This window comes from Nocardia macrotermitis, assembly GCF_009604405.1.
Lineage (GTDB): Bacteria > Actinomycetota > Actinomycetes > Mycobacteriales > Mycobacteriaceae > Nocardia > Nocardia macrotermitis.
This window is the reverse complement of record NZ_WEGK01000014.1, coordinates 166,821-192,875: the sequence shown is the minus strand read 5'-3', so window position 1 is coordinate 192,875 and position 26,055 is coordinate 166,821. Positions and strand designations below refer to the sequence as shown.

The window sequence follows — 26,055 nt, the reverse complement described above, 5'->3', positions numbered from 1 at the left end:
ATGGCATACGTATCTGCACGGGTCCGCACCGAGATCGGTAGCGCGGAAATGGATTTGGTTCAGCACAAGGCGAAAGTCAATGTCCGGACCCGTAATCCCGGTGGCCCGCTCGGCGAGATCGAGATTCACTGGGGTGATCTGATGGACGACAGCCGCATGCAGGCACACCTCAACGAGGAGGAAACCCGCGAGCTGATCGCCAAACTGACCGCCGCCCTCACCGCACTCGGCGATGCCGACGTCATGAATATCCAGGCACCGGCTCCCGTCGAGGACGACGGCGAAACCGAGTCAGAGCCGGTGATCACCGGGCAGTGCGATATCTGTGATCACGGTATCCACTGGATCGCTTGCCCGACCGGTGGATGGTGGGCGCACGACGACGTGCACCCCGCCGACTACCACGACGCTTCCACGTCCGTGAAAGTCCAGCAAGACATGGACGACCACGGGCTTTGGGAGACGATCGGGATCAAACGATCCGAGGAGGTGTTGTGATGACGTTCGCATACATCCGCACCGAATCCGATACGTGGGCAGTCGGATTCCGCACCGGCGATGGTGAATGGGTCACCGAGTCCGAGCACAGCAGGCACGACGCTGCGGTGCACCGGGCCACGGAACTCAACCGCGCCGCGATCGGAATCCTCATCGCCGAACTGATCGAACAGCGCGACGCGCTCCGCGAGGAATGCGGCGAACTGTTCGACCAGGTGCAGTCTTTGCAGTGGCATCACGGTGCCCTGCTACGAGAGCACGACCGGTGCCCCACATCCGCGGTCGGCATGAGCGTTGATCGCGGCATCCTCCGCATCGCGGAGGTGGCGTGATGGGGTTCGTCTACCTGCGTACCGAAACCGAACTGTGGACAGTCGGGTTCTATTGGCCCGATGGTTCCTGGGAACCGGAGTCCGACCACGGCAGCAAAGACGCTGCCGCGCAACGAGTCACGATCCTCAACGGCGAGGACCTGACCGTTCATATGGCCGAGCTGATCAAGGAACGCGACGAGCTGAAAGACCAGAACCGGGAACTGCTCGATCAGGTGCAGTGCCTGCAATGGGATCTCGGGGCGTTGCAGTCCCAGCACGATCGGTGCCCGGAATCTTCGATGACGACACCGGGGGTGCAGTGATGGATTCCCAGCTGATGTTGCAGAAGATCCGGGAATTGATCCGGGAGTACGACATCCTCACCATCGACCAGGAGTGTGACCGGGACAGCTCCGAGCGCCTCTTGTTGCGTCTCGCTGGTGCGTTCAACGACCTGGACCGGCATCTCTCCGCAGGTGGGATGTGGCCCAATTATTGGACGTTCAGGGAGAACACCGATCTCGCCCGGCTCATGTTCGACCTCGATCAGGCGTGCCTGTTCCGCGATCTCGCCGAAACCAAAGTCAGCGAACTCGACAAAGAGAATGTAGATCTCGCCAACGAGAACTCATATCTCGAGAAAGAGAACGCCGAGCTGCGGGAATCGCGGGATCGCCTGGTCAATGCGTGCGCCGAACTCGTGATCGCGGTCGGCGAAGCGCGTAACGGGCTCCAGCCGTCGCTGTTGGCGGACCTGGATGAGCGTGACCGGAAGGGGGCGTGATGGTCATGTTGGCCGATGTGCACGTCATCAACCGTTCGGAGTTGGCCGCGGTGATCGGGGCCGCGTTGGCGGACCTGCGGGAAGTCGGGGTGATCGTCGGAGACATTCATGTCGCCGATGAGCAGATCGTGCAAGCGATCGCAGCCCGATGGAACGCAGTGTTCACCGACGCACCGGAGGTGATCGCATGAACGCGCGGGTTTCCCAAGCGATGCGGTGGGCTCGGTGGTTCGCGGTGCTGGTCACCGTGACCGTGGGGTCCGCGGCGTTCGCGTTGAGTTTCGCGGCGTTGCGTCAGCTGGCGATCATGGCGCACGTTCCAGCGGGTTTGGCGTGGCTGTGGCCGGTGATCGTGGATGGCACGATCATCCAAGCCACGGTCTCGGTGCTGGTGCTGGCATCGTCCCCGCAGAGGCGTTCGTTCCTGTGGGTGCTCGCTGCCGGGGTCGGGGTCTCGATTACCGGGAACTCGGTGCATGCCGCCTTGGTGGGGCATGTGCTGCCGTGGTGGGCCGCTGCGATGATCGCGGCGGTGGCCCCGGTGTCGCTGCTGGTGGACACGCACGGCCTGGCCGTGTTGTTCCGGGCAGCACACCAGGACACCACCACAGTGGTTCCCGAACCGCTCAACCCGGTTACTGTCGAGCCCGAGCCCGAACCGGTGCAGGTCTCGGAAACCGTTGCGGGGCAACCCGAACCGGTTACCGAGCCCGAACCTGTGGCGGCAGTGCGCAAGCCTGCGAGTCGGTGGGATCCGGACAAGGTCGCTCGCGCGAAAGCGCTGCGTGCCGAAGGCCGGAGTTACGCCGAGATCGGCCGAGTGTTGGAGGTCTCGCCGCGCACCGCGGCCAGGTACGCCAACGCCACGCACACCACGCGGACCGAGGCGGCCACGCCTCTGCACGCGGTGCGACCGGTCCAGCAGGTTTTGCCGCTGGCGACCGCAGCGGTAGGGGGTGCCTGATGACCACCGCGGAATCGGGTTACACCTGGTGCGGCTGCCGAGACTGCTTCGACATCGTGATCGGCCCCATGGACCGGCCCGAGCTGTGCTCGGACTGCCACGAGGCAGGCTGCGAAATCGAAGGTGGCGAATGCCAGTGGTCCTACGACTACGAGACGGCGGAGTGGGAATCATGACTCGCGCCAAACCGTTGTCGGCCCAGCGAGCATTGCGGCTGGGGCGGGAGATTCAGGAACAGTACGACCACGGTTCGTCGTGGGACGAGATTGCCGTCGACTTCGACATGTCGAAGTGGAAAGCACGCAAACTCGCCCGCGCGTACCGGGAGGACTGCGATCGCAGAGCCCGCCAGAACCAGCTGACACTGTTCGGCTGACCAACCCTGGACACAACCGAATACCAACTGAATATCGACACCACGCGGAGTCCGTGCCTGCTAGAGACAGGCACGGGCTCCGCCCCTTTTTTACCAGGCACCCGCCGGTCGGCGGGCACCGGGCTCATCCCGGAGTGCCGGACGCCAGCGATTCGCCGAGAGCCGGGGTGGGGGTGCGCGCACCATGCGGGCAGGCCCCGCCTGCCCGGCATCTCTGCCCGCGTCGGCGCTGCGGATCCTCGGTGTCAAGGGCACATCCACACCCACCGAACCGGCTGTACGAAGGTCGCCCTTGACAGCGAGGCAGCGCCGGTACGATCGCGCACCCCCACCCCGGCACGGGCGTAGCGGGCCGTCGAACACTCGACTGTATGCCGGAATCGCTGACACCAGTGAGACTGTCGGCACCGGCGGCAAGTACCGATCGTGATCAGAATGTCTCCGCTTGCCCTGGAACAACCCCCGATTGAATACACTCTTGTATTGGAAATCTCCCGGATCTACTCTTATGCGGCCGAATAGACCCCGGAAGTCAGGCCATGGTGACCTTATGGGTTTTCCGGGGGTAATTTTGCGTTTCCCCACCCCTGACCAGCAGCGTTGGGTGCGTGGTCGCTCCCCTCGCCCAGATCACCATATGCACGCTTCGCTGTGTATATGGTGATCTGGGCGAGGGGAGCAGTGGAGTAGTAGTCAGGGGTGGGGAGATATGAAATCAATGATGTGAGAAATGAGTTGGGTAAAAAGACGAGTGGTTGCGTTGGGTGAGAAACGTTGCCGTTGGGAGCAGGGTGGCGTCCGGTAACGAGGGTGCGTACGTGGCGGTGGCGTGTGAAGTGGCGTCCGGAGCGCTGCGCGGTAGTACCGTCCGGAGCGAATGTTGCGTGTAAGTAGCTGAGCTGGGTGCGAACGGTCCGGTTCTCGTTCCGGCACATGGCTGGTCCCGTCAACCGGGTTCGGGTCGGATTCCCTGCGCGCCGCCGCATTGTGCGGGCCGCCCCTCCAGATTCCAGGGTCCGCGCCCGGCACAACCGAATTTCGGTCACGGTCCGCTGCATTCGTATCGGCAATCAAGGAAATTCGGCCGTGCACGCTCCGGCGCGTTCCCTGGATTCCGGAGCCTCTGCGACCCTGGGCAGGCGGTGAGGGCAGGCCGCGGGCCTGCCCCGGGACGGCGCGGCGCGCGCCCAGGGAATCCACGCCCTCCCGGGCACCCCACCCGTTGACACGTACGTGTCACAACCGCGTTCGGCCGGTTGACACGTACGTGTCACCGAGACCGGAAGGCCGGGAGATGACCGAATCCGACACCATCACAGGACTACTCGTCACCGCACTGGAACAAGCATGGGCGGCAATACGATCCCATCACCCCGAAGTACCCGACGTCGTCCTGACCGTCGGGGCCGGATCGACCGGCACAGACCTCACTCTCGGACACTTCGCCTCCTACCGGTGGGTCCGCGGCGAATACGAGATGCACGAGCTGTTCGTCGGCGGCGAAGGTCTGCAACGCGGCGCGGCTGACGTGCTGGGCACACTACTGCACGAGGCCGCCCACGGACTCGCTGTCGCCCGCGACATCAAAGACACCAGCCGCCAAGGACGTTGGCACAACGAGCGGTACCGCGAACTCGGCGAAGAACTGGGCTTGACCTTGACGCAGCACCCGAAAGTCGGATGGTCGCTCACCACCATGCCCGCCGACACCCGAACCCGCTACCGCGACCAGCTTCACGAACTCACCGACGCACTCGTGGCCTACCGCCGACACGAACCCGACCGCCGCAGCGGACGCAAATCCAACAACAACGGACTCGCCGCCCAATGTCAGTGCGGACGCAAGATCCGTGTATCTCGAACCACTTACGATGTTGGACAGATCATCTGCGGATGTTGCCGCACGACGTTCACATCGTCCGACTGAGGCGCAGTTCGTGCCGCCCTATCGAGTAACACTTCAGCAACGACCCTCATTGGGCACGCGTTGGGCACTACGCAAGAAAGCCCCGGTGAAAACCGGGGCTGACCTGCCTTTTCTTCGGTGCGCGATACTGGGATTGAACCAGTGACCTCTTCCGTGTCAGGGAAGCGCTCTCCCGCTGAGCTAATCGCGCGTGGTTTGCCTCTAAGAGGCGGCGACGGGAATCGAACCCGTGTGCACGGCTTTGCAGGCCGTTGCCTCACCACTCGGCCACACCGCCAACCAAGGCCGGGTTGGCCTTCGAGCGGATGACGGGATTCGAACCCGCGACCCTCACCTTGGCAAGGTGATGCGCTACCAGCTGCGCTACATCCGCATGCACTGTAATGTGCAGTGTGCTCCGTCCGGCTCTTTCTGCCTTCCGGCTGCGAGAGAGAACATTAGCCCACCATCGGCGACAACAACAAATCCGCTGGTTAGAGTGGGTAAATCGGAATTACAGCCATGTCGTTCCGCAGGCAGCGTTCACCATCCGGCCGCCGCGGCGTCATCCATCCGCAGCGCCCTGCGGGTCACGCGCGCCGGACAAACCGCGCAACCACTCGACGCACCACCCCTTCACGAATCCACCACAGCCACAAGCAAACCCACCTCCCCCTCTACCTCACCCACCCACCGAAAAACCCCAAGGTAGAGACGCGATTTGGTGTCACCCGGGTGATGCGTGTTAAGGTTCCATCTCGTTCGGAACGGAGCCCACACTCCCCACCGAACACCCATCCCGGTCCTATAGCTCAGCGGGAGAGCGCTCGCCTCACACGCGAGAGGTCGCTGGTTCGAAACCAGCTAGGACCACAAAGAAACGGCAGGTCATCGCATTTTTTATGATGACCTGCCGTTTTCGTGCAATATCTCATTGCGAGACCCCATCTCGAACCTGCCACGTGAACCGATCATGACATTGGCGAACTCGACGTCCGGCAATGCCGAATGCCGTTGAACCGGTCCCCCGATGTCGGCGTCCGAAGATCAATGCGGCGAACATGATTCGCGACAACGTGATACCCCCTTCGTCCCGGCTTTGATGCCGGGCGTCACTCTGGGGCAGAGGCCAGGGCTGTGCGTGCTGCTGCCATGAATGCGGCCTTGGGTTCTTCGAGGAACTCGTTCACCTCGCTGTCGCCGATCTCGCGCCACACCGCTTGATTGAGTTCCCGGCCGTAGTTGTGGATCGGAGGCTGCAACGTGGCGGCGCACAGCAACACGACGGCGCGTTCGGCGATCCACAGCTCGGTCATCACGGGCGAGGTGCGTGTCATCCAGCTGTCCTCGTCATCACCCCACGGCTGCGGTCGGCGGTAGGCGGCACGTTCGGCCTTCTGGGCGCACGCGATGAAATCCTTTATCGCTTGGACCTGTTCGGCGCGACGAGCCTCGGCAGTGGCCACTGCTTGCCGCCGACGTTCGATCCGTTCGGCGGACCGCTGGGTCGCACGTTGGGTGAATGCCGTGAGCCCTCCACCGAGCGCCACTCCAGCGAGCGAGAAGGCCGATACCCATAGTTCCCCGCCATACACATGCCCCTTTCCACACCGATCCGATCCGGCAGGAGCCATAGTGCCAGCCACGGCCGACCGATACCGGCGCGGCACTACACGCCGATGCTGCCGCCCTGGTCCTTCCACACCGCGACCACGGCGGGGCGGGGTTGCGAGGCGCCTCCGTCGGGCCAGTGCGAGGCGGGTTTGTCCGCCGACGCGCCGTCGACCTCACCCGGATGTTGCACGCACACCATCACGCGCTGCTCGCTGACGACCGGGCCGCAGGTCTCCGCACCCTTCGGCACGGTGAGGAACTGCTTGGTCTCGCCGCGACGCTCGCCCTCCAGCACCACCGAGAACAGTCCGTCGTTGGACTTCAGCGCATTGCCGTCGGTGGCGATCCACAGGTTGCCGTGGGGGTCGAACGCCAGGTTGTCCGGGCAGGAGATCGGGCTGACCTTCGTCTTGTCGAATCCGGCGAAGTAGGTGTCGGCGGCTGCGGGGTCGCCGCAGACCAGCAGCAGCGACCAGGTGAACGTGGTGCCCTTGTGATCGTCGACGATCTCCAGGATCTGGCCGTTCTTGTTCTGGTTGCGCGGGTTCGCCTCGTCGGCGGCGGCCTTGCCCGCGGTGCCGCGATTGCTGTTGTTGGTCAGCGCCACATAGACCTTGCCGGTCTTCGGGTTGGGCTCGAAGTCCTCCGGGCGATCCATCTTGGTGGCGCCTACCGCGTCTCCGGCGAGGCGGGTGAAGACCGCGACCTCCTCCGCGGACAGGCCCTGGACCAGGGAGGCGCCCTTGCCGTCGGCACCGGTCTGCAGGATCGGAATCCACTGGCCCTTGCCCGTGAATCCCTTGTCCGAGGGCACCTTTCCGGCGCCGTCGATCTGCTCCGCGTGATCGCCGGTCAGTTTCGCGACGTACAGGGTGCCTTCGTCGAGGATGGTCATATTGCGCCTGCGAGCGGCCGCGGTGGCGCCCTGCTCGATCTTCTTGGCGGAGACGAACTTGTACATGTACTCGAAGCGCTCGTCGTCGCCCGAGTAGGCGACCACGGTCCCGTCCGAGGTCACGTAGATGTTCGCCGACTCGTGCTTGAACCGGCCCAGCGCGGTGTGCTTGATCGGAGTCGAGGACGGATCCCACGGATCCAGCTCGACGACATAGCCGAAACGGTTGGATTCGTTGGGTTCGGCCGCCACGTCGAACCGCTTGTCGAAACGCTCCCAGTGCCTCGGCATCTCGCCCTGCCCCGCGCCCGGATGGCCGAGCCCGTAGCGCCTGCCGCGGTCCTGCGCGACCGGATCGGCCAGCACCCCGGCGAAGTACTGGTTGAAGTTCTCCTCACCGGACAGCACCGTGCCCCACGGGGTGAGCCCGCCCGAGCAATTGTTCAGTGTCCCCAGGACTTTCGTGCCGGACGGATCGGCGGAGGTCCGCAGCAGCGCACTGCCGGCCGCGGGGCCGGTGAGGGTGAATTCGGTGGTTCCGGTGACGCGGCGGTTGTACCGGCCCGGAATCGGCGTCAGCCTGCCCGATCCGGACTCACCCTTCACCTCGACGACCGAAAGCCCGTGGGCGGCAAGGCAGATCGCGAACTGCTCCGGCGTCGGCGCGTCCGGGGCGTAGCCGGTGAACATGTGCGGTTCGGTGGTGTACTCGTGGTTGACCACCAGCAGGTACGAATCGCGCTGCCCCTCGATCGGCAGCAGCCCCTGGAAGTCGTTGTTGTAGCCGAACTGCGTGGCCTGCGCGGCCGCGGACTGTGCGCCGAAATCGAAGGCCGGAGCGCCCGGCAGCACCGGGTCGCCCCAGCGGATGACCACCGATTGCCGGTAGCCATCGGGGACGACCAGGGCGTCCCGGGTGTTGGGCGGCACCGCCGTGAAGCCGGCGCCGGTGCCTGAGAGGGCATGCGCGGGCTCGTCGTCACCGCAGGCCGCGAGGGCCGCGCCCGCGCCGGTCGCCAGCACGACGGCCGCGCCACCCCGCAGCAGGCCACGCCGCGAGATCGACGCGACGATATCGCCGAAGTACTCACCGGCGGAGGTGTTCGGCGCCTCGTGGAAGCAGGCGTTTCCGCATTTGTACGCGCAGGTCGTCGCCGAGCGCGACGACCGTCCGTCGTGCGTGACCAACAGAGACAGGGGCTCGAGATTCACGATCGCTCCTCACGTGGGCTGGCGGTGCGCAAACGGTAAACGGGCCGCGCGGTACCCAGGCGGACAATAGGTGAATATCAGACAAATTAGACAAAGTGGACGATGGGGAGTCGCGGTCACTCGTTCACCACCCGAAGCGCGGACGCACACCGGCATCGCCATGTGAGCGATCACAAATCCTTCCCAGCAGCGAACCGCTGCGACCATGATGTCGTGCTCCGGTCCACAACAGTGAAGACGACTGCCCGACATCGCGGCATACGACGAGTTCGCCAGTGTGTTGCCACGGTCTGTGTGACGATCGGGGCGCTCGGGGCGGCTCCGCTACCGAACGCGACGGCCGCACCCGCGAGCTCGGGTCCGCCGATGGGCTGGAACTCGTGGAACTCCGGAATCCCGTTGACCGAGAGCGTTATTCGGTCCACCATCGACGCCCTGGTGAGTTCGGGCATGCGGGATGCGGGTTACCACTACGTGAATCTCGACGCCGGATGGGCGGCGCCCGCTCGCGATGCGGCCGGAAGCCTGGTGGCCGACCCTCGGAAATTCCCCGGCGGAATCCCGGCGCTGGCGCGTTACGCCCACGATCGCGGGATGCTGCTGGGGCTGTACTCCAGCCCGTACAACGAAACCTGCGGCCAATCCCTGCAGAACGCGAGCGCCGGGCACGAGAACCGGGATGCGCGGACCTTCGCCGCCTGGGGCGTGGACTTCCTGAAATACGACTGGTGCCGTAACGACGACGACCTGGAAACGCAGGTGCGGGTGTTCACCGCGATGCGAGATGCGTTGCGCGCCAGCGGCCGTCGCATCGTCTACAGCATCAATCCGAACAGCTCCGCCGGACTGCACGCGGCGCGGGCCTACGACTGGTCCCGTATCGCGGACCTGACGCGCAACGCCCACGATCTGTACCCGTTCTGGCACAACGGAACTCCGGCTGTCGCAGTGCACGACTTCTCCTCGGAGCAGTTCCTGGGCGTCACCGAGCAGCTGGCCGCCGCGACTCCCCTGGCCGCGCGCAGTCGTCCCGGGTACTGGAACGATCCCGACATGCTGGTCGTCGGCACCCAGTTGGCCGAATTCCTCGGCATGCACCCGGGTACGGTACCCAGCGCGCTGCTCAAGGCGCTGCCGCTGACTCTGCAACAGCGGATCTCCGCCCGCGCGACCGTCAAAGGCGCGACGTCACTGCTGACGCTGACCCCGGAACAGATTGCGGCCCTGCGGGATCCGCAGTTCAGCCTGACCGTCGAGGAACAGCGCACGCATCTCTCGCTGTGGGCCATGCTCGCCGCGCCCCTCATCGCGGGCAACGACGTGCGTGCCATGAGCGAGCAGACCCGGTCGATTCTCACCAATCGTGAGGTCATCGCCGTCGACCAGGACCCGGCATCGGTGCAGGGCGCCTTCCTGCCCGGCAACGACCGGGTAATGGTCAAACCGCTCTCCGACGGCTCGATCGCGGTCGCCCTGTACAACCCGGACGACAGCCCCGCCGATATCGGCACCTCGGCCACCGCGGCCGGATTGCCTGGCGCACAGTGCTATACGGTGCGCGACCTGTGGGCCCACACCTCGACGACCACAGCGGGCCCGATCGGCCACTCCGGCGTCGCGCCGCACGGTCTGGTGCTCCAGCGTGTGACTCCGAAGTGCGGTTGAGGCCGAGCCCCGCGAGACAGTCAGATGCGGGCGACGCCCGCGTACAACGACGCCTCGACGTCCAGGCTGGCGGGCATCTCGATGGTGTCGGGTTTCCAACGGTGTGCCGAGACGATGCCGGGCTCGAGCAGTTCACGGCCCTGGAACAGGCGATGGAACTCCTCGCGGCCGCGTGCCTGCAGCGATACGCCGCGTTCGTTGTAGATGCGGGTGAGCTCGCGGATCGCGGGCGGGTCGAAATCACCGGTCACATGCGAGAGCACCAGGTAGGAGCCGGGAGCCAGAGCATCGACCAGGGTGCCGATGATGTGGTGCGGGTCCTGATCGTCGGGGATGAAATGCAGCAGCGCGATCAGGCTCAACGCGACGGGCTGGGACAGATCGAGGACCTTCTCCAGTTGGGGAGAGTCGAGGATCGACCGCGGAGAGCGGGCGTCGGCCTGGATGTAGTCGGTGCGGCCCTGTGGCGCGCTGACCAGCAGCGCTCGCGCGTGGGTCAGCACGATCGGGTCGTTGTCGGCGTAGACCACCCGGGCGGTGGGATCGACCTGCTGCGCGATCTCGTGCAGGTTGGGCCGCGTCGGGATACCGGTCCCGACATCGAGGAACTGCCGGATCCCCTGGCCGGCGAGGAACCGCGTCACACGATGCATGAACTCGCGGTTGACCCGCGTCGCGACCACCACGGTCGGCCACTGCTGCTTGACCTGCTCGGCGGCCTCCCGATCGGCGGCGTAGTTGTCCTTGCCGCCGAGGAAATAGTCGTACATACGAGCGCTGTGCGGTAAGTCCGTCCGTAGATCCAGCGAAGGGCTGTCGGTCACAGAAGGTCCTCCTCACAGGCACAAGCACAAGTCACCACAAGTGATACCGCACCGGACGAGCGCGTGTCGACTCGGCGAGACACGAAATACCTTGACGCCGAGAGGTTTACGTCTTCCATTCCTGGGCATGGGTAGCGCTCGACACCTTCCCGCAAAGGGGTGGGAGGTGGAGGTGCCCGCCTCGTGGAGCAGGGAGTGGGCGGCCACGTCGGAGGTTCTCCTTCCGTGGTGGTCTCAGAAGTTGATTCCGCCTTGTATGTCGCGGGCCTGCACGGCATTTCCGGATACGGTGCCGGAAATGTCATTGGTTACCGCACCATCCCCGGACCGGACTGTGCCGCACACCTGTGCCCACTCCGCGCGTAGCCGGGTCCCGAATTCCGAGTCATCGGTTTCCGCTCGCTCCAACGCCTCGGCCAAGCGTGCGATCTGTGGATCCCGCTCGTCGACACCTGCCGCAGCCTCGAGGGTAGCGGTGTCGTGCCGACTCGCCGCGAACTTCTTGCGCACGAGATCGTACAGAGCACCGGTCGCCTTGCCTGCCAGCGAGTTCGCGATGGCGATCAGAACAGGTTCGATCACGGGGCCCCCTCGACCAGAGTCCTGACATTTTGCGTTACCTCCACCATAGCCGAAAGCCCTTATCTCACTTCGCCTTCGAGAATCTTCGCGATGCGCCGCCGCATACGGACGGCCTTCGGATCGTCGAACCCGGCGAGGATGGACCGGGCTTCCTCCAGGTACGGACGAGCACCGTCGGCGTTGTCGGCACGTCGCAGGTCGGCACCGAGCTGTTCCAGATCCGACGCGAGCAACCACCGGTCGTCCAGCTCACGCTGCGTGGCGACGGCCAGCCGGTGAAAGGATGCCGCCTCATCCGGTCGGCCCAACTCCCGATACACCTCGCCGGCGCCGGCCCACGATTGCGCCTCGCGGCCGCGATCACCGATCCGGCGATGCAGCGCGGCCGCGCGTTGATACGACTCCAAAGCTTCACCGTGCCGACCGAGCGTCCGTTGGACCGCTCCCAGCTCCATCGTCCAGCACCCTTCCCACATGTGGTTGCTGTGCGCACGAGCGATATCCACCGCCTCCTGGGCGGCCTGTAAAGCCTCTTCGGAGCGATCGAGCTCGCGCAGGGCCGTACTGAGCAACCACAGGGCATTCCCGATATTCGCCGACTGCTGATGCTCCCGGAAAATCGCCAGCGACGGGCGGATCAAAGCCTCGGCTTCACCTTGTCGATCGAGACGAAGACAAGCCTCGGCGATGTTGACCGTGGTGAGCGTCTCCCACATCGAGTCGCCGAGGTCGTGCAGCACGGCTCGACTCTGCTTCAGGGAGTCCAGCGCCGCTGCGAGATCGTGTTCCCGAAAGGCGAGCAGCCCCAACCCGTTCAGCGACATAGCCTCTCCGAAGCGGTCGCCGATCGCCTGCCGGATCGCCAGTGCCGCACGATGGTGTTCGGCTCCTTCGGCCAGACTCCCGGATTGGGTGTAGGCGATCCCGAGACTCTCCAGAACCTCGGCTTCGCCGCCGAGGTCGCGGGCTCGTCGTGCGGCGGCAAGTGCGACGTGGCCGGTGATCAACCAGTCATCGAAGGAATTCTCCCGCATGTAGATACTGCGCAACACGACGTGGAGCCGCCAGCAGAGACGATCCATCGCCGAGTCCGCCGCCACCCGAACGGCGGCGACCAGGTTGGCGTGCTCGAGGTTGTACCAGTGGACTGCTTGTTCGGCGTTGTCGAACGCGGGCGGCGTGGCGACGGCCCAGATCCGTTCCGGTGCGTCGTCGGGGTCGAACGCGACATGTCGTTCCATCGGGCTGATGACGGTCTGAGCCGCGTCCGCACCGAGCAGGTACCAGAGCAGAGTGCGTCGTAGGGCAGCCGTGCGAGTCTCCGGACGCTCAGCGGACTGAGCCTGGTCCAGCGCGTACGCGCGTAGCAGGTCATGGAACTGGTAGCGGTCCGGCGCATGCTGTTCTACGAGATGTGCGCCGACGAGGACATCGAGCAGATATCGCGTCTGCCGGATGGGCCGGTCACCCAGGGCCGCGGCTGCCGCGGTACTGAACTCGGGCCCCGGATGCAGGCTGAGCATGCGGAACAGCGCTGCGGCTTCCTCGGAGAGCGCCCGATACGACCATGCGAAGACAGTGCGCACGTCTGTTTCATCCTCCGGCTCTCCCCCCAGAGCATCCCAAAGTTTGGACTCGTCGCGAAGATCGGCAATCAGCTCGGACAATGGCACGTACGGTCGGCTGGCGGCGCGATCGGCAGCAATGCGTAATGCCAGCGGCAGTCTCCCACACAGCCGCGCCAGTTCCGCCAACTCTTCGGCATCGTCGGCGATCCGCTCGTCGGACGTCGAGGCACGCAGCAACGTCACCGACTCGTTCTCGCTCAACACGTTCAGCGTGAGTCGTTTCGCACCGGCCCGTACGGCCAAGCCGGGAAGATCACTCCGGCTGGTCACCACCGCCAGGCAGCCGGAGGTACCCGGGAGCAGCGACAACGCCTGAGTTGTCGTCGCCGCATTGTCGAGTACGACCAGCATCCTGCGCTCTGCCAGCAACGACCGGAACAAGGCCGCTTTGTCGGACTCGGCCGCGGGAATCCTGGCGGGCGTGGTCCCCAGTGCACGGAGGAATCCATCGAGGGCCTGGCCGGGCGTGATCGGATCACCCGCGTCGTAGCCACGCAGATCGACATAGAGTTGTCCGTCGGGAAACCTCTCGCGGACCCGGTGCGACCAACGCAACGCGAGCGAGGTTTTGCCCACCCCCGCGGTTCCCGTGATGACCGATACCCCGCACACGAGCGGCTCGCCGGGATCGCCTGCCAGGATCCGGTCGAGACGTGCGAGTTCGGCCAGCCGGTTGACGAAGCCACGGACATCGGCCGGCAGTTGCCGCGGTACCGGATCATCGGCTGTGCGGTGCTCGCCTCCGGCATGAAAATGCACGCCTCCTTGCACATCTCGGGCCTGCACGATATCCCCGCCCGAGCCGGACAGCTCGGAATGCGTGGAACCGCCGCCGGAGTCACCGCGATCATCGCCGACCCCGGTCATGCGACACCCCACAAGAATTCATCACGCATGGCGAACGGTCAGACTCTTCCCTGCGGATCCACAGCGGCCACTCGTCGTGCGAGGAAACTTCGCAGGTCCTCACCGACCGTGTAGAGAGCCTTCATGAAATCGGTACAGCGAGCGTAGATTTCGTGATCCGTGTAGCGGTGAGCGCCGGACAGGGTGCCGGTCTCGTCATAGCGGAACTCGTACACCGTCTCCATCCCCACGGTCAGCAGTTCGGGCAGCGCACCAGCGGATTCGAGCGGCACGACGACCTCGGGCCCGATGACACGAATCTTCTCGCCGTACTCGGCCCGCAAGGCCAGCAGATGAAGTTCCCATTGCAGATACGGCGCGATCGGCTCCTCGACGACCCGCACCCGGTACAGGTCCATACCTCTCGCGACCGTCTCCCTCTCCAGGTCGGCCAGACTCGTACGTTCCTGCTCCATCAGCCGCAGCGCTTGCTCCCACTCACCCCGGTCGAAAGCCACCCAACTGGCGAACTGCGGATCACGGAAATGTTGGCGGCGTTCGAGCTTCCATGAATCGAGCCCATCGGGCGCGGCGAACCGCCTCTCATAATCCGCGTGCATCGCGTCGGCAGCCAGGTATTCACCCGCGATGCCGCGAAACAGATCAGGCATCCGGAATATCCGTTTTGGCTGCGACGATCATCGCACGCGGAATGATAACCAAACGCTCATCGTGATAGATTGTCACGTCTTCCGGGAGACGTGACACGTATGTATCCGTCAGATCCCGACCGATCACCGCGATGTCGCCATTGTCGAGTTCCCAAATGTCGGGACACGAGTCCCGTCCACCGGTCTGCCCCAGCTCCTTGGCCGACTTACCCAGGCGTCGCCTCATCGACGCCGACGGATCGGCCTCCCACCCTCGCTCCATAGCCACCCCTGTGCGTCGGTCGAAGTCACGTTCGGAATCCAATTCTATAGCATGTCAACACAATCCACGCGAGATCCACCGCGAGACAGGCGTGTACCACCCTCCCGTAGACAACACGGGAACGGCAGTCCCGCGGCGAGACTCGCACGTAGAGAGGGGCTGTTTTGGTTGCACCACTGCGGGTCGCGCTCGCCTCGTCGAGGGCCGACGGACTCGTAGCTCTATACGATGCCTGCACCCGGGCCGGACACCTTCCGGCAGCGGCTGTCACACCTCGCTCCACAGTGCCCGACGGTGCGCAATCCACCGCCGAATTCTCCGCATTCGTTCATTCGATACCGGGCAGTTTGGATTTGATATCGGTCGCCGGAAACAACGAACTCCGTGCGGGATTATCCAGTTACCGAACCGACATAATGATCTGTCATGGATTTCCGTGGCGACTCACCGATGCCGTTTTGACAACACCACGACTGGGAGTTCTCAACATTCACACCTCACTGCTGCCACGGCACCGCGGCCCGATGCCCGTCCACTGGGCTCTGTTGCACGGAGATGCCGAGACAGGGGTCACGATTCACTGGATGGATCGCGACTTCGACGCGGGGCCGATCGTGGCACAGCAAGCCGGCGTCCTCCTGCCCGACTCGATCGACGACGAGGTTGCCGACGGACTGATCCGGACATTCGACGACATAACGCAGGATCTGGTGCCGGTCGCGCTGGAACGCGCGGCGCGAGGCTGCCCGGGCGAGCCGCAGAACCAGGCGGAGGCGACATACGAGGGCCCGGTCGGTCCCGAGTGGTCCACCGTCGACTGGTCGAGAACGGCCCGCGAGATTCACAACCAGGTTCGAGCCCGACGGTTCGGGATCTACGATCCCCCCGGCCCTGTCGCCGAATTGAACGGTCGCCGAATCTCGCTGCTACAGACCAGCTTGCGGCCCGCCGAGGGCCTGCGAGCCCAATGCTCCGATGCTCCCCTGTGGATAACCATGCATCTCGACCTGTTCGAGTCCATCGGAAGCTGAGACCATTCACGACATGAGGTGAAAGAGCGCTCGTTCCCCGAGTACCTCCCGGGCACCCGGCAGATCCGCCAAGCGGGCGGCAACAGTGGCCGCGGCAAGGCGCTCCGGCAACAGAGCGGCGAACTTCAGTCCATCGACGGCCCGAGGATCCACTTCGGGGAGCGCCACGTCGATGTCGGTGATGACAGCACGCCACATCTCCGGAGTCAGATCGGGACGTAGTCGGATGGACAGATCCGTCGGTCGCTGATCAGGCTCGCTGATCGCCGCGAGGGTATACGCCAGCGTCGCGTTGGCGCGATAACCGGCCCAGGTCCACCAACGGGCGCTCTTCTCATCACGGGTGATCACCGTCCCATCCGTTGTGACTGTGCCGGAACGTTTTTCGCGTTGGCCGGCGAGAGCGGCAGTGGCGCGGCGAGTCAGCGATACCGGCGGGTCGGCCCCGAGGACGACCTCCCGCATAGCACGGGTCAGGGCGCGGGAAAGACCTCGCAGACCCGAACTCGACCACTTGGAACGGCCACCACCATCGACAGGTTCGACGAAGAGACAGCGACGTTTCCAGTCGATGTGGGTGACGTGCCAACTGCTCCCGGCCAGCAGCAGCACGCGTGGCCCCGGTCGGTCCTCGGTGAGCAGCGAGGCGTCGACCTGGCCGATCTCGTGTCTGCCGACGAACACGGTGAACTGCGGCGGAGCGGTGAACGAAGCGGTGAGATCGATGAAATTTCGTCTCCCGAAACGCTTTTCGGCCTCCGGCCCGATGAACAACAGGCCCTGGTCGTCGTCCAGGAAACCGGCGCTCCTCAGGTGTCCCAGAATCGGCTCTCCGGAACGATCGAAGGGAGACAAGCCATTCCATTCCCGCTCCCAGACACGGTCGCCGACGGTCCCCTGTTGCAGGGCCACCGCGAGAATCTGCTGAGCGACCAGATGTCGAGGCTCCGGCGGCGGAGCCACCGGTTCCACCCAGCCTCGCCCCCACAACAGCAACAGCCCGGCTGCCTGTAACGTCGAATCGTCACTGGTGGTGAGGAACAGACAGTTGCGCGTACTGCCGGATCGTCGGCCGGTGCGACCGATGCGCTGGAGAAACGATGCGACGGTGCCGGGAGAGTCGATCTGAATGACCCGATCCAGATCACCGACGTCGATACCCAGTTCCAGAGTGGAAGTCGCGACGATAACGGTGTCGCGCGCCTCGGCGAATGCCTGTTCGGCTCGACGGCGTTCGTCGGCGGACAGCGAGGCGTGCGAGAGGAATACCGTGATTCCACGGGCCCGCAATGCCGCACCGAGTTCCTCGACCTGACGACGAGAGTCACAGAACACGAGCCGCTTCTCACCACGGTGCAGCATCGCGATCACCTTGGCGGCGTTGTCCAGCGAGCCGACATGGTCCAGTTCGACTTCGCCAGGCGGCGGAGAGGACGAAAACGGCTGTCGCGCGGCGGTTGTCGGTGTGTCGAGATCCGGGGCCACAACGCGACCCGGACGATGCCCGGCTCCCGAGCCCTGCAGCCAGGTCAGCAACTCGTCCGGATTGCCGACAGTCGCCGAGAGCCCGACGCGCTGAATCGGGCGGCCGGTCACCCGCTGCAATCGTTCGAGTACCGCCAACAGGTGCCAACCTCGATCATCACCGGCGAACGCGTGCACTTCATCGACCACCACGACACGAACCCCACCGAGCAGGTCACGATGATCGGTCTTCACTCCGATCAGCATGGCTTCCAACGATTCCGGAGTGGTGAGCAGAATGTCGGGGGGCATACGACGGATGCTGTTGCGTTGGGATTCGCCGATGTCGCCATGCCATACCGCCGCTCGTCGGCCGAGCCATCGGGCATAGCTGTCGACCCGGGTGAGGAGGTTGTTCAGCAGCGCCTTGAGCGGGCACAGATACAGGACCGAGGCACCGTGCCAGTCTTGTCGCGCCATCGCGCTGAGCAGGGGGAAACAGGCCGCCTCAGTTTTGCCGCCGGCGGTGGGCGCGAGCAGCACGGCATCGTTTCCGTCGAGTAGTGGTGCTATGGCTGCTTTCTGGAGAGGTCGAAGATCCGGCCAGCCCAGCGTGTTGACGATGTGATGCAGTACGACCGGATCGAGACGATCGATCGAGTCGGCGCCCTCGTCGCGCTCGATCACAGTTCCAGGTCGATCTCGTCGGCTCCGGTGAGATTCCGTTCGGTTGCGGTCAGTTCGGTCGGCGTCACGGTCAGCCGATAGTGCCGACGTGGATCGAAATCGGGGTACTGGTCGACGCGGTCGAGGACATCACCAACCAGTTTCTTCAGGAACAACCGCGGTGCCACGCCGACCTTGCCACCGAGCGCTCCGCCCACTGCCTTCGCGAGGTCGGCGACATACGCGTCGTCGACGACGGCTCGAATCCGGTCGCCGTTGCCCGAGCCGTGCACATACAGATCACGGATCATGATCCCGAGCCGGGTCAAGGACTCGAGGGTGAAGCCGGACAACCTCAGTTGCACCGCACGTGGGTTGTCGAAGCGGGGATCCGTGGTGAAATCGGTGGCCAGGCGCTGGGCCAGCGGCGCGAGCCGTTGCACGCCCTGCTGTCCGTCGTAGAAAGCGGGCGTTCCGGTGATCAGGAGATAGAGACCGGGGAAACGTCCCGAATGCACCTCGTCGATGAGCTGACGCAGTGCATTGAGGGCCTTGTCGCGAGCATCCGACCGCACCCGTTGCAGCGTCTCGACCTCGTCCAGTACCACCAGCAACCCGCGGTGTCCGCTGTCACGCAGTACGACCAGCAGACCCTGTAGAAAACCGAGCGCACCGAAATGATCCAGGTCGCCGCGCACTCCGGCGGCCCGGCGCGCACCGGCGGCCACATTCGGCTGCCCACCCAACCACGCCGAGACCGCGGCGGCAGACGATTCGTCACCGGCCGAGACGGCCTTGCGGTAACCGCGCAGTGCGGCGGCGAAAGATGGTGCGTGCCTGGATACTTCGGCAAGACGCGCGGTCATGAGCCGCTCCACCGCCACGGACAGATCGGCGTCGGACGCGCCGTCGGCGAGCGCGTCCTCCTCCAATGTGTAGAACCAGGCGTCGACCACCTGACGCAGGGCACTGGGCGGGAAGCTCGACGTGGTGAGACCCTCGATCAGCCGTCGATACACCGTCTCCAGCCTGTGCAGTGGAGTTTCGGTCTCGGAGACCTGGATCTCGGCGACCGCGAAGTTGCGACGTTTCGCTCCCTCGGCCAACCATCGCGCGAAAAACGTCTTGCCGGAACCGTATTCGCCACGCACCGCCTTGAACACCGCTCCACCGGAGGCCACCGTGTCGAACTCCGCGTCGATCGCCGCCTCGAATCGATCGAGTCCGGTGGCGAACAGGTCGAGCCCCGCCTCGGGTACTGCGCCGCGGCGGAGCGCGTCGAGCACTGTGCGGCGGCGGACCGCGCTCACGGGCGGCGGCACGCTGTTCACATGCTCGGTCTCACATTCCATCCGTTCGCCGGGACTCATCGCGGTCACACTCCGAACTGGGTACGCAGACGGGCGACATCCAATTTCAGCGTGCGGCCGTCGCCTAATGTCTCCAACACTGTGATGCCGTCGAAATTGAGCAGTTGACTCAGAATGGCGGCGAAGCCGGTGGCCCGGACGGCGGGGAAACCTACGCGCTGCGCCAGCGCCGTGATGGGTAGCGGGCCGCGCAGCAGGGCCCGAATCGCCTTGTCCACTGTTGCCGGTTGCGGCGGCCGGGCCAGCAACGCGCGCTGGCCTTGGAAGATATCCGACCCGAGCAGTCGGGCGACCAGGTCGTCGTCAACGGTGTTCGAGGCCGACGGCGATGTGGCCGTTGATATTTCGGGCAGTTCGAACATCGGCTCGAGACCCTGCATCCGTTCCTTGGCCGCGCGATCGGTCGTGCGGCGTCGTGCGGGCGTCCCGCGCGATGTGTGCGTGGCAGCGGCCGCGGGACGATCCGACGACCACCAGTACGGGGACTGATCGCCGAGTTGGCGCCAGACCGGTTGCCGCGAGAGGATGGGTGACTCGACGCCGAACGGCAGGAACGCGAGGATCGGAATGGTCGCCTCGGCGACCGACGCGCCGCTGTGATCGCCGGTGATCAGGACCGCCATCCCCTCCTCTGCGGCCGTGCGGAGCAGGTCGGGCAGGTCGGTGGATTTCAGCACGACCGCGAGGTGCTGGTCCGGATCGGCCAGAACCGCGGCGAGATCGTCGCCCCGGGATTCTGGATCGTCCAGGTCAAGGACGGTCGCTGTTTTCTTCGTGCCCCAGAAACTGTGGCGAGAGAATTCGCGCTTCTCGGCGCTCCGATCACCCTGCATCGGTTTTCCAGCGAACAGAGATGTGCGTACCACCGCGGTCGAGCTCGGCTCTACCGCGGTCATCACCCGGCGACGGGGGTCGCCCCCCTCCGGGCAGGGGTCGTATTCGTTCCACCCATCGAGCAATCGGTCCGCCAGTTCGGTGGCGATCGCGGCGCTCATCCCATCCACTACGAGCAGCAGTACCCGACGGTACCCAGCGATCGGCGCGACCACCCTGCTGAGAAAGGTTTCGACGGTGAGCATCCCGCTCTGATCGGCGCCTGCCGCTTTTTCTGCGGCGAAGGTCGTCGCAAAGGCGTGATCCAGGCCGCGGCGGCGCTTTCGGACTTCGTTCCCGAGCGTGCGGTAGGGAATCGTCAGCGCCGGATCGGTGTCGCCACCGGCTTCCAGGTAGCTCAGCGCTCTGTCCACCCAACTGATCTCACGCATGTGCCGGTCGAGCGCGTCGACGACCGTATCCACGGTGGTGTCGGGGTCGTCAGCGAGCCAGCGGGCGAGGCGTTGCGCCATCTCGACCCGGCGGATGCGTACCTCCAGTTCCGGATCGCCGGCGAGACGGTGTTCGAGGAGCTCCCGCACCGCGCCCGCAGTTGCCGCGGAATCATTGCGGCTCAGCGCATTTCCGACCGCGATGAAGCGAGCGTCGAGTCCGGCGCGGAGCACCGGGCTGGCCTCGGCGGCGGTCCCCGCGCCCAGTTCGTGCGCCAACTCGCCCGCGCGACGCAGAATCGGGTCGACAATCCTACGGGCAGCACGGGCGGACAACGACCACGGTGTGTCGCTGTCGGTCCCCGGATCGGATACCCGACCGTTCACGCTGCGAGCCCGAGGATCGTTGGCGCGGGACAACTGAACGTCGAAGTAGTCGAGGCAGGCGCGGCCGAAAAGCATCATGCGGTGATCGAGTTCGTCCGTGCTGACCGCCGGGCGCTCACCCAGGCGACGTTCGGCGCGACCACGCGCCTGGTAGGTGCCGCCGTCAGGTTCGGGATGCAGCCACAGGGCCGCCACCACCAGTCCGAAGGACACCGCATCGGCACCGTGACCGGCACGCACCAGTTCGATCAGAACGGCCGCTACCGCGCCGGCCTGCTCGTCATCGGTGAGAAACGTCGTCAACCCGTCCCGCTCTCGATCGCGGAGATCCAGGAACAACTCGGGATTACCCGGGATATGCGACCAGTGCAGCAATGTGGCCGGATCGATCCGATCGGTACCCGAGGGCGGTAGCCGCAACCGCCGCGAAGCCAGAGCGGATAGTGCTTCACCCCTGGAGAGCGCACCGGGCACGCGGGGCCAGCCATTGGGTCCTGCTGCGTCCAGAAGTGCCTCCGCAGCCCAGGGCTCGCGTTTGATCCACTCGTCGATTCCGGTGGCGCCGAAGGCATTTCGGACGATATCCCAACGGTCCACGGGGTTGACGCGCCTGCGGTGGGTACGGGACAGGATGGCCGGATCGAGATCTTCGTGCTCACGATCGGTGAGCACCACCAGTGCCTGCGGACCATCCGGTGTTTCCAGATGGTGCAGTACGAGTTCGTGAACCGCCAACGCGGATGGTGCGGACGCGACGAGGGCGCGATGATCACCCATCGTCAGCTCGCCCGGGCCCTCCCACGAGGGTTCGGCCCGCAACAACACGACCGTTCGATCGCCACGTCCCGTCAGCGCGTCGGCGACGCTGGGGTCGGCCGAAAGATAGTGGGCGACATCCGCACTCTTCAATCGAGGAAGTGCGGCGTGGGTGGCTGTCTCACTCATTCGATCACCTCCCAGCTCAGCACGATGCGTGCATCGGGTTCGAGGCGGGCGAGGTCTTCGACCTCGTGTTCGAGCTCGGCGATGGCGTTTCGGACCTCGCCGACGGCGAAGCGGCGAGACCCCGAACGCGCCGGGGTGCGCGCTTTTCGATCGGCTGGTTTCGGCGGATCAACGGTCTCCTCGTCCAGGTTCACATCTTCCGGACGCGGTGTCGTTCGCTGCGTCCGAGTCGGCGCCGGATCCTCGGTGTCGAGCGCCGCGGTGATGGCATCCGCGGTATCGGTGAGTTTCGCGACCAGGTCGTCGGTGAACTGGTTGGTACGAGCGGTGATCCGCAGCGACTCGAGCAACCGTTCGCCCGATGCGCCCAATCGCTTGTACAGCCGCAGCGTTCCCCAGGAGGCCGATTCGAGAGCGTCGGCGACAGGGCGGGCCTGTTTGACGGACGCGCCGAGATGCGGTGGCGTCGTCTCGCCCAGATCGAAACCGGCGAAGGTTTCCACCGTCTTCTTGGCGCTGGCCGAACCTCCCTCTGCCGCAACCGATATCGCCGCCAGCAGGGCGGCAGCGCGGCGAGCCGCCACCAACCGGTCGGAGCCGTCCAGATCGAGGAAGGTGGTGTGGCTCTCCAGCTGCCGCACGAGCGCAGCGGTCGATTCGGTGTACTCACGGGCGAACGCGGTGAGCCGACGAGCCAACTGCTGGACCATCGAGCCGCGCAACAGCGCCGGAGCCTTACTGCCGACAATCGCCTCGAAGCGGTCTCGGCCGGTGTTCCAGACCGATTCGGTCGGCAACGGCTGTTTGGCCAGTGCGTCGACGGGTTTCAACTGGCTCGGTTCGGGCAGGGTGTCCTGCGCTACACCGGCCCGCACCCACACCCGATCATCCATGGCCGCGAAAGCCGCGATCACCAGGTTCTTCAGGAACTCGTCCAGACCACGCGGCGGCCGATCTGTCCACTTGGCGAGCGTCGTGACCGGTAGGTCGCCGGTCACACCGTCGGTGGCGGCGAAACGTCGGAAGTCGTCCGCCCAACGGCGCGACAGCTCGAAATACACTTCCTTCTGTTCGCCCAGCCCGAGCGGAACCGCGATCCGATGCATGATTCTGCGGTCTTTCGACGGCACCTCGATGCGGCCGTCACGAGCCTGCGCGGCCGAATACACATGGGTGAAAACGGTTTTCGCGTCCGCAAGCCGTACCGGACTACCGATCTCGTCCGAGAAATCGGGATGGGCGGGATACTGGTGTGCCAACATCGAACCCGCGAGGTGACGGATGCCGTCGTGCATGGTCGAACCGAACGGCAGCCGCAGATCGGCGATCTCGGGCAGTGGTTGCAGATGGTCGTCGAAGACGTTCTGTACGTCGATCTCGTTCTTCGCGTCGAGTCCGTACGCCTTCTTGAAAGCCGATCGCATCTGGTTCATCAATGTGTCGCGTTGAGTGGTCAACAGATTCCACGCGGTGGTGCGGTTGTCGGCGTTGAGATGGCTGGCGTACTGGGTGTCGAACCGGCTCCTGTCGGCCACTGCTTTGTCGATGACGACCAGTTTCTGAAATCCGTCCCAGCGCGCCTCGGACAGGTGGTCCGGCAGCCAGGCCACGGTCCGGGTGGGATGGTCGAGCTGTTTGGCGCGCAAGTCACGGACACGGGTGGCGTCCTCGCGGGCGGGACGGCGGTCCTCGTCGAACGGCAGATCGATCACCAACCGCCACAGCGTGCTGTCGTAGGGCTGCAATTGGTTGTCGGGCAACTCGTCCTCATCGCGGACATTCCCGAACACCACTTCGACGGATCGGCTCGAACCACGCCAGACGAACCGCAACGGGTGCGAATCGGACACATCGGTATCGGGATCGATGCCGAATTCCCCGATCAACAACCGCTTCGCCAGAGCCGCCCGATTGGCACGGGTGTTGTTGACGCCGGCGTTGGCCAGCACCGTGTCCACGTTGACGCCCGTAAGTTCCAGGCGCACACCGGGATTCGCATCGGTATCACTGTATTTGATCTCGGCGAACTGTCCCGCCCACTCTCTGATCTTGTTCGCGATGACACCGACCTCCGCGCCCGGTATCGGAGTGGTGATGGATCCGTGGTTGAGTGCGCCCAGGCTGCGTGCGTTCAGGTCGTACAACGCCGGTGCGCTGGGCGCGAGCGCGGACAGCAGCAACGTGCACAGCAGTTGATTGTCGGCGGTGAACTGCTTGCAGCCGTTGACGATCTTCACATCCACCATCTCGGCGGGCCGGTGCAGGTAGGCGTCGATATCGTCCTCGGTGACCTCGTACAGGCGTCGCAGATAGGGCCGAAGATCATTGCGGTACAACCGATCTGCCGCCTCGAACATGACACGCTTGTCCGCGACGAAAGGCCGATCGCCGCCCGCGGTGAGCACCTCGTACAGGTCACCCAGCGGAACCAGTTGCCCCAGGTACAGATTGTCGCGGCGCTGCGCCAGCAGCTCACCCATGATCTTCAGACCGGTGCGGTTACGTTGCAGATCGATGGACATGTGCACCAGCGTCGACAGGAACGCCGGTGAGAACGGATACGCGAGTTTGAAGGAAGTCTCGTCCGCGCCGGTGGACTGATCCGACCCGAGCAGTGCGTCCCACACCTGCGGGCCGACCCGTTTCGTGACGTCGAACGCGGCGTCGATATGCGCCTGCGCCTCCGCACTCAACGGCTTCAGCAGCCGCTCGTGGGCGATCTCCGGCAGGTTGCGATCCTCCAGTTCGATCACGTCGAAGCGGCCCGAGGCGAGCTCGAGATTGTCGTGGATCGCGGCAGCGTACGCGCCGGATGCCTCGCCACCCAACAACTCTCGCGGATCACGCTGGCGCGCGATGAAGGACACGATCGGGATGGCGCGTCGGGTGTCACCGCCCTCCCGGAAGTTGGTCATCTTCCCGGTTTCGCGAGCCACGAACTTGTGGTCGTGCATCTGGGTGTGCAGCCACAGCACCAATTCGTCCAGGAACAGGATGAGCCCGTCGTAGCCGATGGATTTCGCGTGCTCCGCGATCACCGACAGACCGGCGTCGAGGGAGATGAAACTGCGCTCGTCCTCGGCCGCGTCGCGAGTGAATCCGGTGATCAGGGTTGTGCTCGCATCTCCGACCAGTTTCGCACGCAACTCCTCCGGCTTCTTCGGATCGACCAGATCGAGAGGGCTACCAGGGTCGTACGATTCCGCTGCTCCCATGGCGGTATCGAGTTTGTCCGCGGTCCAGAATGTGGTGTCACCCCATTCGTCGCCTTCCCCGTCGCCGGATTCGTAGATCGAGTTGAGCGCTTGGAGAACGAAGTCGTCACCGCCGGGCCTGGCGCGCATTCCGGCGAGGGTGTCGAACAACGCATCGGTGCGATACACCTGCGGCAGAGCCACATTCGGGTCCAACTTGCGAACATGCTCCACATATCCGCCGAGTACCCGCTGCTCGAGTGATCTCGCGCCCAGCATGTGGTAGGGCACCAGCAGGAACCGGCGGCCGTCCGCCCGGAGCCATTCGTTTCTGGCCAGTACCGGCGCGAATTCCGCACGTGCCCGCGCCGCGGAATTGATCGCGGAATCGTTGGACAGCAGCGCGTACAGCACCGCCATGAAATGCGACTTACCGGAACCGAACGAGCCGTGCAGATAGGCCGGTTTGGAAGTACGACCGTCGAGCGCGGACTTGATCAGTGCGAGGGCCTGATCGTAGTTGGACAGCAGTTGCTCGGTGATCACATAGTCGCGCACCGCCTCGGCGAAGACGGCCGGATCGGTCACCGACTCGACCAGTCCCAGCACATAGTCGGAGGTGGAGATGTGTTCCTTGATGTGGATCAGGTCCCGCAACAGCGGTTTGGGCGTGCCGGATTTCGGTGCCACTG

At 64.9% G+C, this 26,055-nt stretch carries 22 protein-coding genes and 4 tRNA genes; 12 read left to right on the top strand and 14 right to left on the bottom strand.

Features of this window, described 5'->3' with window-relative positions; genetic code table 11:
- The 9 genes from NRB20_RS28575 to NRB20_RS28535 all read left to right on the top strand — a co-directional run bounded on the left by NRB20_RS28575 (position 1) and on the right by NRB20_RS28535 (position 4,863).
- Positions 1–498, top strand: a complete 498-nt coding sequence (locus NRB20_RS28575; RefSeq protein WP_153414447.1) for a hypothetical protein — start codon at positions 1–3, stop codon at positions 496–498.
- Entirely contained in the window at positions 498–830 is a 333-nt protein-coding gene (locus tag NRB20_RS28570; protein WP_153414445.1) for a hypothetical protein, read from the top strand. The genes NRB20_RS28575 and NRB20_RS28570 overlap by 1 nt, the downstream gene beginning before the upstream one ends.
- Entirely contained in the window at positions 830–1,135 is a 306-nt protein-coding gene (locus NRB20_RS28565) for a hypothetical protein (protein WP_153414443.1), read from the top strand. Before NRB20_RS28570 ends, NRB20_RS28565 begins: the two co-directional genes overlap by 1 nt.
- On the top strand, positions 1,135–1,596 hold the full coding sequence (locus NRB20_RS28560; protein WP_153414442.1) for a hypothetical protein: 462 nt from the start codon (positions 1,135–1,137) through the stop codon (positions 1,594–1,596). Before NRB20_RS28565 ends, NRB20_RS28560 begins: the two co-directional genes overlap by 1 nt.
- Positions 1,596–1,787, top strand: a complete 192-nt coding sequence (locus NRB20_RS28555) for a hypothetical protein (RefSeq protein ID WP_153414440.1) — start codon at positions 1,596–1,598, stop codon at positions 1,785–1,787. The genes NRB20_RS28560 and NRB20_RS28555 overlap by 1 nt, the downstream gene beginning before the upstream one ends.
- The gene (locus tag NRB20_RS28550) at positions 1,784–2,560 is read left to right on the top strand and encodes a DUF2637 domain-containing protein (RefSeq protein ID WP_227833957.1); all 777 of its coding nucleotides are present in this window, start codon (positions 1,784–1,786) and stop codon (positions 2,558–2,560) included. The genes NRB20_RS28555 and NRB20_RS28550 overlap by 4 nt, the downstream gene beginning before the upstream one ends.
- A complete protein-coding gene (locus NRB20_RS28545) occupies positions 2,560–2,736 on the top strand; it encodes a hypothetical protein (RefSeq protein WP_153414438.1) in 177 nt (58 codons plus the stop codon). Before NRB20_RS28550 ends, NRB20_RS28545 begins: the two co-directional genes overlap by 1 nt.
- Positions 2,733–2,936 carry a hypothetical protein gene (locus NRB20_RS28540; RefSeq protein ID WP_153414436.1) on the top strand — a complete coding sequence of 68 codons (204 nt, stop codon included), beginning with the start codon at positions 2,733–2,735 and terminating at the stop codon, positions 2,934–2,936. The genes NRB20_RS28545 and NRB20_RS28540 overlap by 4 nt, the downstream gene beginning before the upstream one ends.
- A 1,294-nt stretch (positions 2,937–4,230) precedes the next feature.
- The gene (locus NRB20_RS28535; RefSeq protein ID WP_153414434.1) at positions 4,231–4,863 is read left to right on the top strand and encodes a hypothetical protein; all 633 of its coding nucleotides are present in this window, start codon (positions 4,231–4,233) and stop codon (positions 4,861–4,863) included.
- Between the two features lie 118 nt (positions 4,864–4,981).
- Here NRB20_RS28535 and NRB20_RS28530 read toward each other — a convergent pair.
- The 3 genes from NRB20_RS28530 to NRB20_RS28520 form a co-directional block, all read right to left on the bottom strand.
- Positions 4,982–5,053: transfer RNA gene (locus tag NRB20_RS28530), tRNA-Val, on the bottom strand.
- Positions 5,054–5,069: 16 nt separating this feature from the next.
- Positions 5,070–5,140: transfer RNA gene (locus NRB20_RS28525), tRNA-Cys, on the bottom strand.
- A 23-nt stretch (positions 5,141–5,163) separates the two neighbouring features.
- Positions 5,164–5,236 (bottom strand) — tRNA-Gly (locus NRB20_RS28520).
- Positions 5,237–5,643: 407 nt separating this feature from the next.
- Between NRB20_RS28520 and NRB20_RS28515 the strand changes: the two genes are divergently transcribed.
- A tRNA-Val gene (locus NRB20_RS28515) sits at positions 5,644–5,715 on the top strand.
- A 239-nt stretch (positions 5,716–5,954) separates the two neighbouring features.
- Here NRB20_RS28515 and NRB20_RS28510 read toward each other — a convergent pair.
- Complete coding sequence (locus NRB20_RS28510; protein ID WP_227833956.1) at positions 5,955–6,392, bottom strand: hypothetical protein; 438 nt, start codon at positions 6,390–6,392, stop codon at positions 5,955–5,957.
- Positions 6,393–6,511: 119 nt separating this feature from the next.
- Positions 6,512–8,563 carry a PhoX family protein gene (locus NRB20_RS28505; RefSeq protein WP_319945511.1) on the bottom strand — a complete coding sequence of 684 codons (2,052 nt, stop codon included), beginning with the start codon at positions 8,561–8,563 and terminating at the stop codon, positions 6,512–6,514.
- A gap of 366 nt (positions 8,564–8,929) precedes the next feature.
- On the opposite strand from NRB20_RS28505, the gene NRB20_RS28500 reads away from it, so the two are divergent.
- The gene (locus NRB20_RS28500; RefSeq protein WP_153414432.1) at positions 8,930–10,228 is read left to right on the top strand and encodes a glycoside hydrolase family 27 protein; all 1,299 of its coding nucleotides are present in this window, start codon (positions 8,930–8,932) and stop codon (positions 10,226–10,228) included.
- A 20-nt stretch (positions 10,229–10,248) separates the two neighbouring features.
- On the opposite strand, the gene NRB20_RS28495 is transcribed toward NRB20_RS28500, so the two are convergent.
- From NRB20_RS28495 to NRB20_RS28475, 5 genes are all read right to left on the bottom strand, one after another.
- The gene (locus tag NRB20_RS28495) at positions 10,249–11,052 is read right to left on the bottom strand and encodes an SAM-dependent methyltransferase (protein ID WP_319945510.1); all 804 of its coding nucleotides are present in this window, start codon (positions 11,050–11,052) and stop codon (positions 10,249–10,251) included.
- Positions 11,053–11,286: 234 nt separating this feature from the next.
- Positions 11,287–11,634, bottom strand: a complete 348-nt coding sequence (locus NRB20_RS28490; RefSeq protein WP_227833955.1) for a hypothetical protein — start codon at positions 11,632–11,634, stop codon at positions 11,287–11,289.
- A 59-nt stretch (positions 11,635–11,693) separates the two neighbouring features.
- Positions 11,694–14,129, bottom strand: coding sequence for an ATP-binding protein (locus NRB20_RS28485; protein WP_153414430.1), 2,436 nt, complete (start codon positions 14,127–14,129; stop codon positions 11,694–11,696).
- Positions 14,130–14,167: 38 nt separating this feature from the next.
- Positions 14,168–14,779 (bottom strand): DUF6879 family protein, encoded by a 612-nt coding sequence (locus NRB20_RS28480; RefSeq protein WP_153414428.1) that lies wholly within the window; start codon positions 14,777–14,779, stop codon positions 14,168–14,170.
- Complete coding sequence (locus NRB20_RS28475) at positions 14,772–15,083, bottom strand: hypothetical protein (protein WP_227833954.1); 312 nt, start codon at positions 15,081–15,083, stop codon at positions 14,772–14,774. The genes NRB20_RS28480 and NRB20_RS28475 overlap by 8 nt, the downstream gene beginning before the upstream one ends.
- 122 nt (positions 15,084–15,205) lie before the next feature.
- On the opposite strand from NRB20_RS28475, the gene NRB20_RS28470 reads away from it, so the two are divergent.
- Positions 15,206–16,072, top strand: a complete 867-nt coding sequence (locus NRB20_RS28470; RefSeq protein ID WP_227833953.1) for a methionyl-tRNA formyltransferase — start codon at positions 15,206–15,208, stop codon at positions 16,070–16,072.
- A gap of 6 nt (positions 16,073–16,078) precedes the next feature.
- Here NRB20_RS28470 and NRB20_RS28465 read toward each other — a convergent pair whose 3' ends face one another.
- From NRB20_RS28465 to pglY, 4 genes are read right to left on the bottom strand one after another with little or no spacing between them, the layout of a single operon-like run.
- Complete coding sequence (locus tag NRB20_RS28465; RefSeq protein WP_319945509.1) at positions 16,079–18,223, bottom strand: DEAD/DEAH box helicase; 2,145 nt, start codon at positions 18,221–18,223, stop codon at positions 16,079–16,081.
- Entirely contained in the window at positions 18,220–19,572 is a 1,353-nt protein-coding gene (gene brxD, locus NRB20_RS28460) for a BREX system ATP-binding protein BrxD (protein ID WP_227833952.1), read from the bottom strand. Before brxD ends, NRB20_RS28465 begins: the two co-directional genes overlap by 4 nt.
- 5 nt (positions 19,573–19,577) lie before the next feature.
- Positions 19,578–22,169: a BREX-2 system phosphatase PglZ gene (pglZ, locus tag NRB20_RS28455; protein ID WP_153414426.1), complete on the bottom strand. Its 2,592-nt coding sequence runs from the start codon at positions 22,167–22,169 to the stop codon at positions 19,578–19,580.
- On the bottom strand, positions 22,166–26,053 hold the full coding sequence (gene pglY, locus NRB20_RS28450; RefSeq protein ID WP_319945508.1) for a BREX-2 system ATPase PglY: 3,888 nt from the start codon (positions 26,051–26,053) through the stop codon (positions 22,166–22,168). The genes pglZ and pglY overlap by 4 nt, the downstream gene beginning before the upstream one ends.
- Between the last annotated feature and the right edge of the window lie 2 nt (positions 26,054–26,055).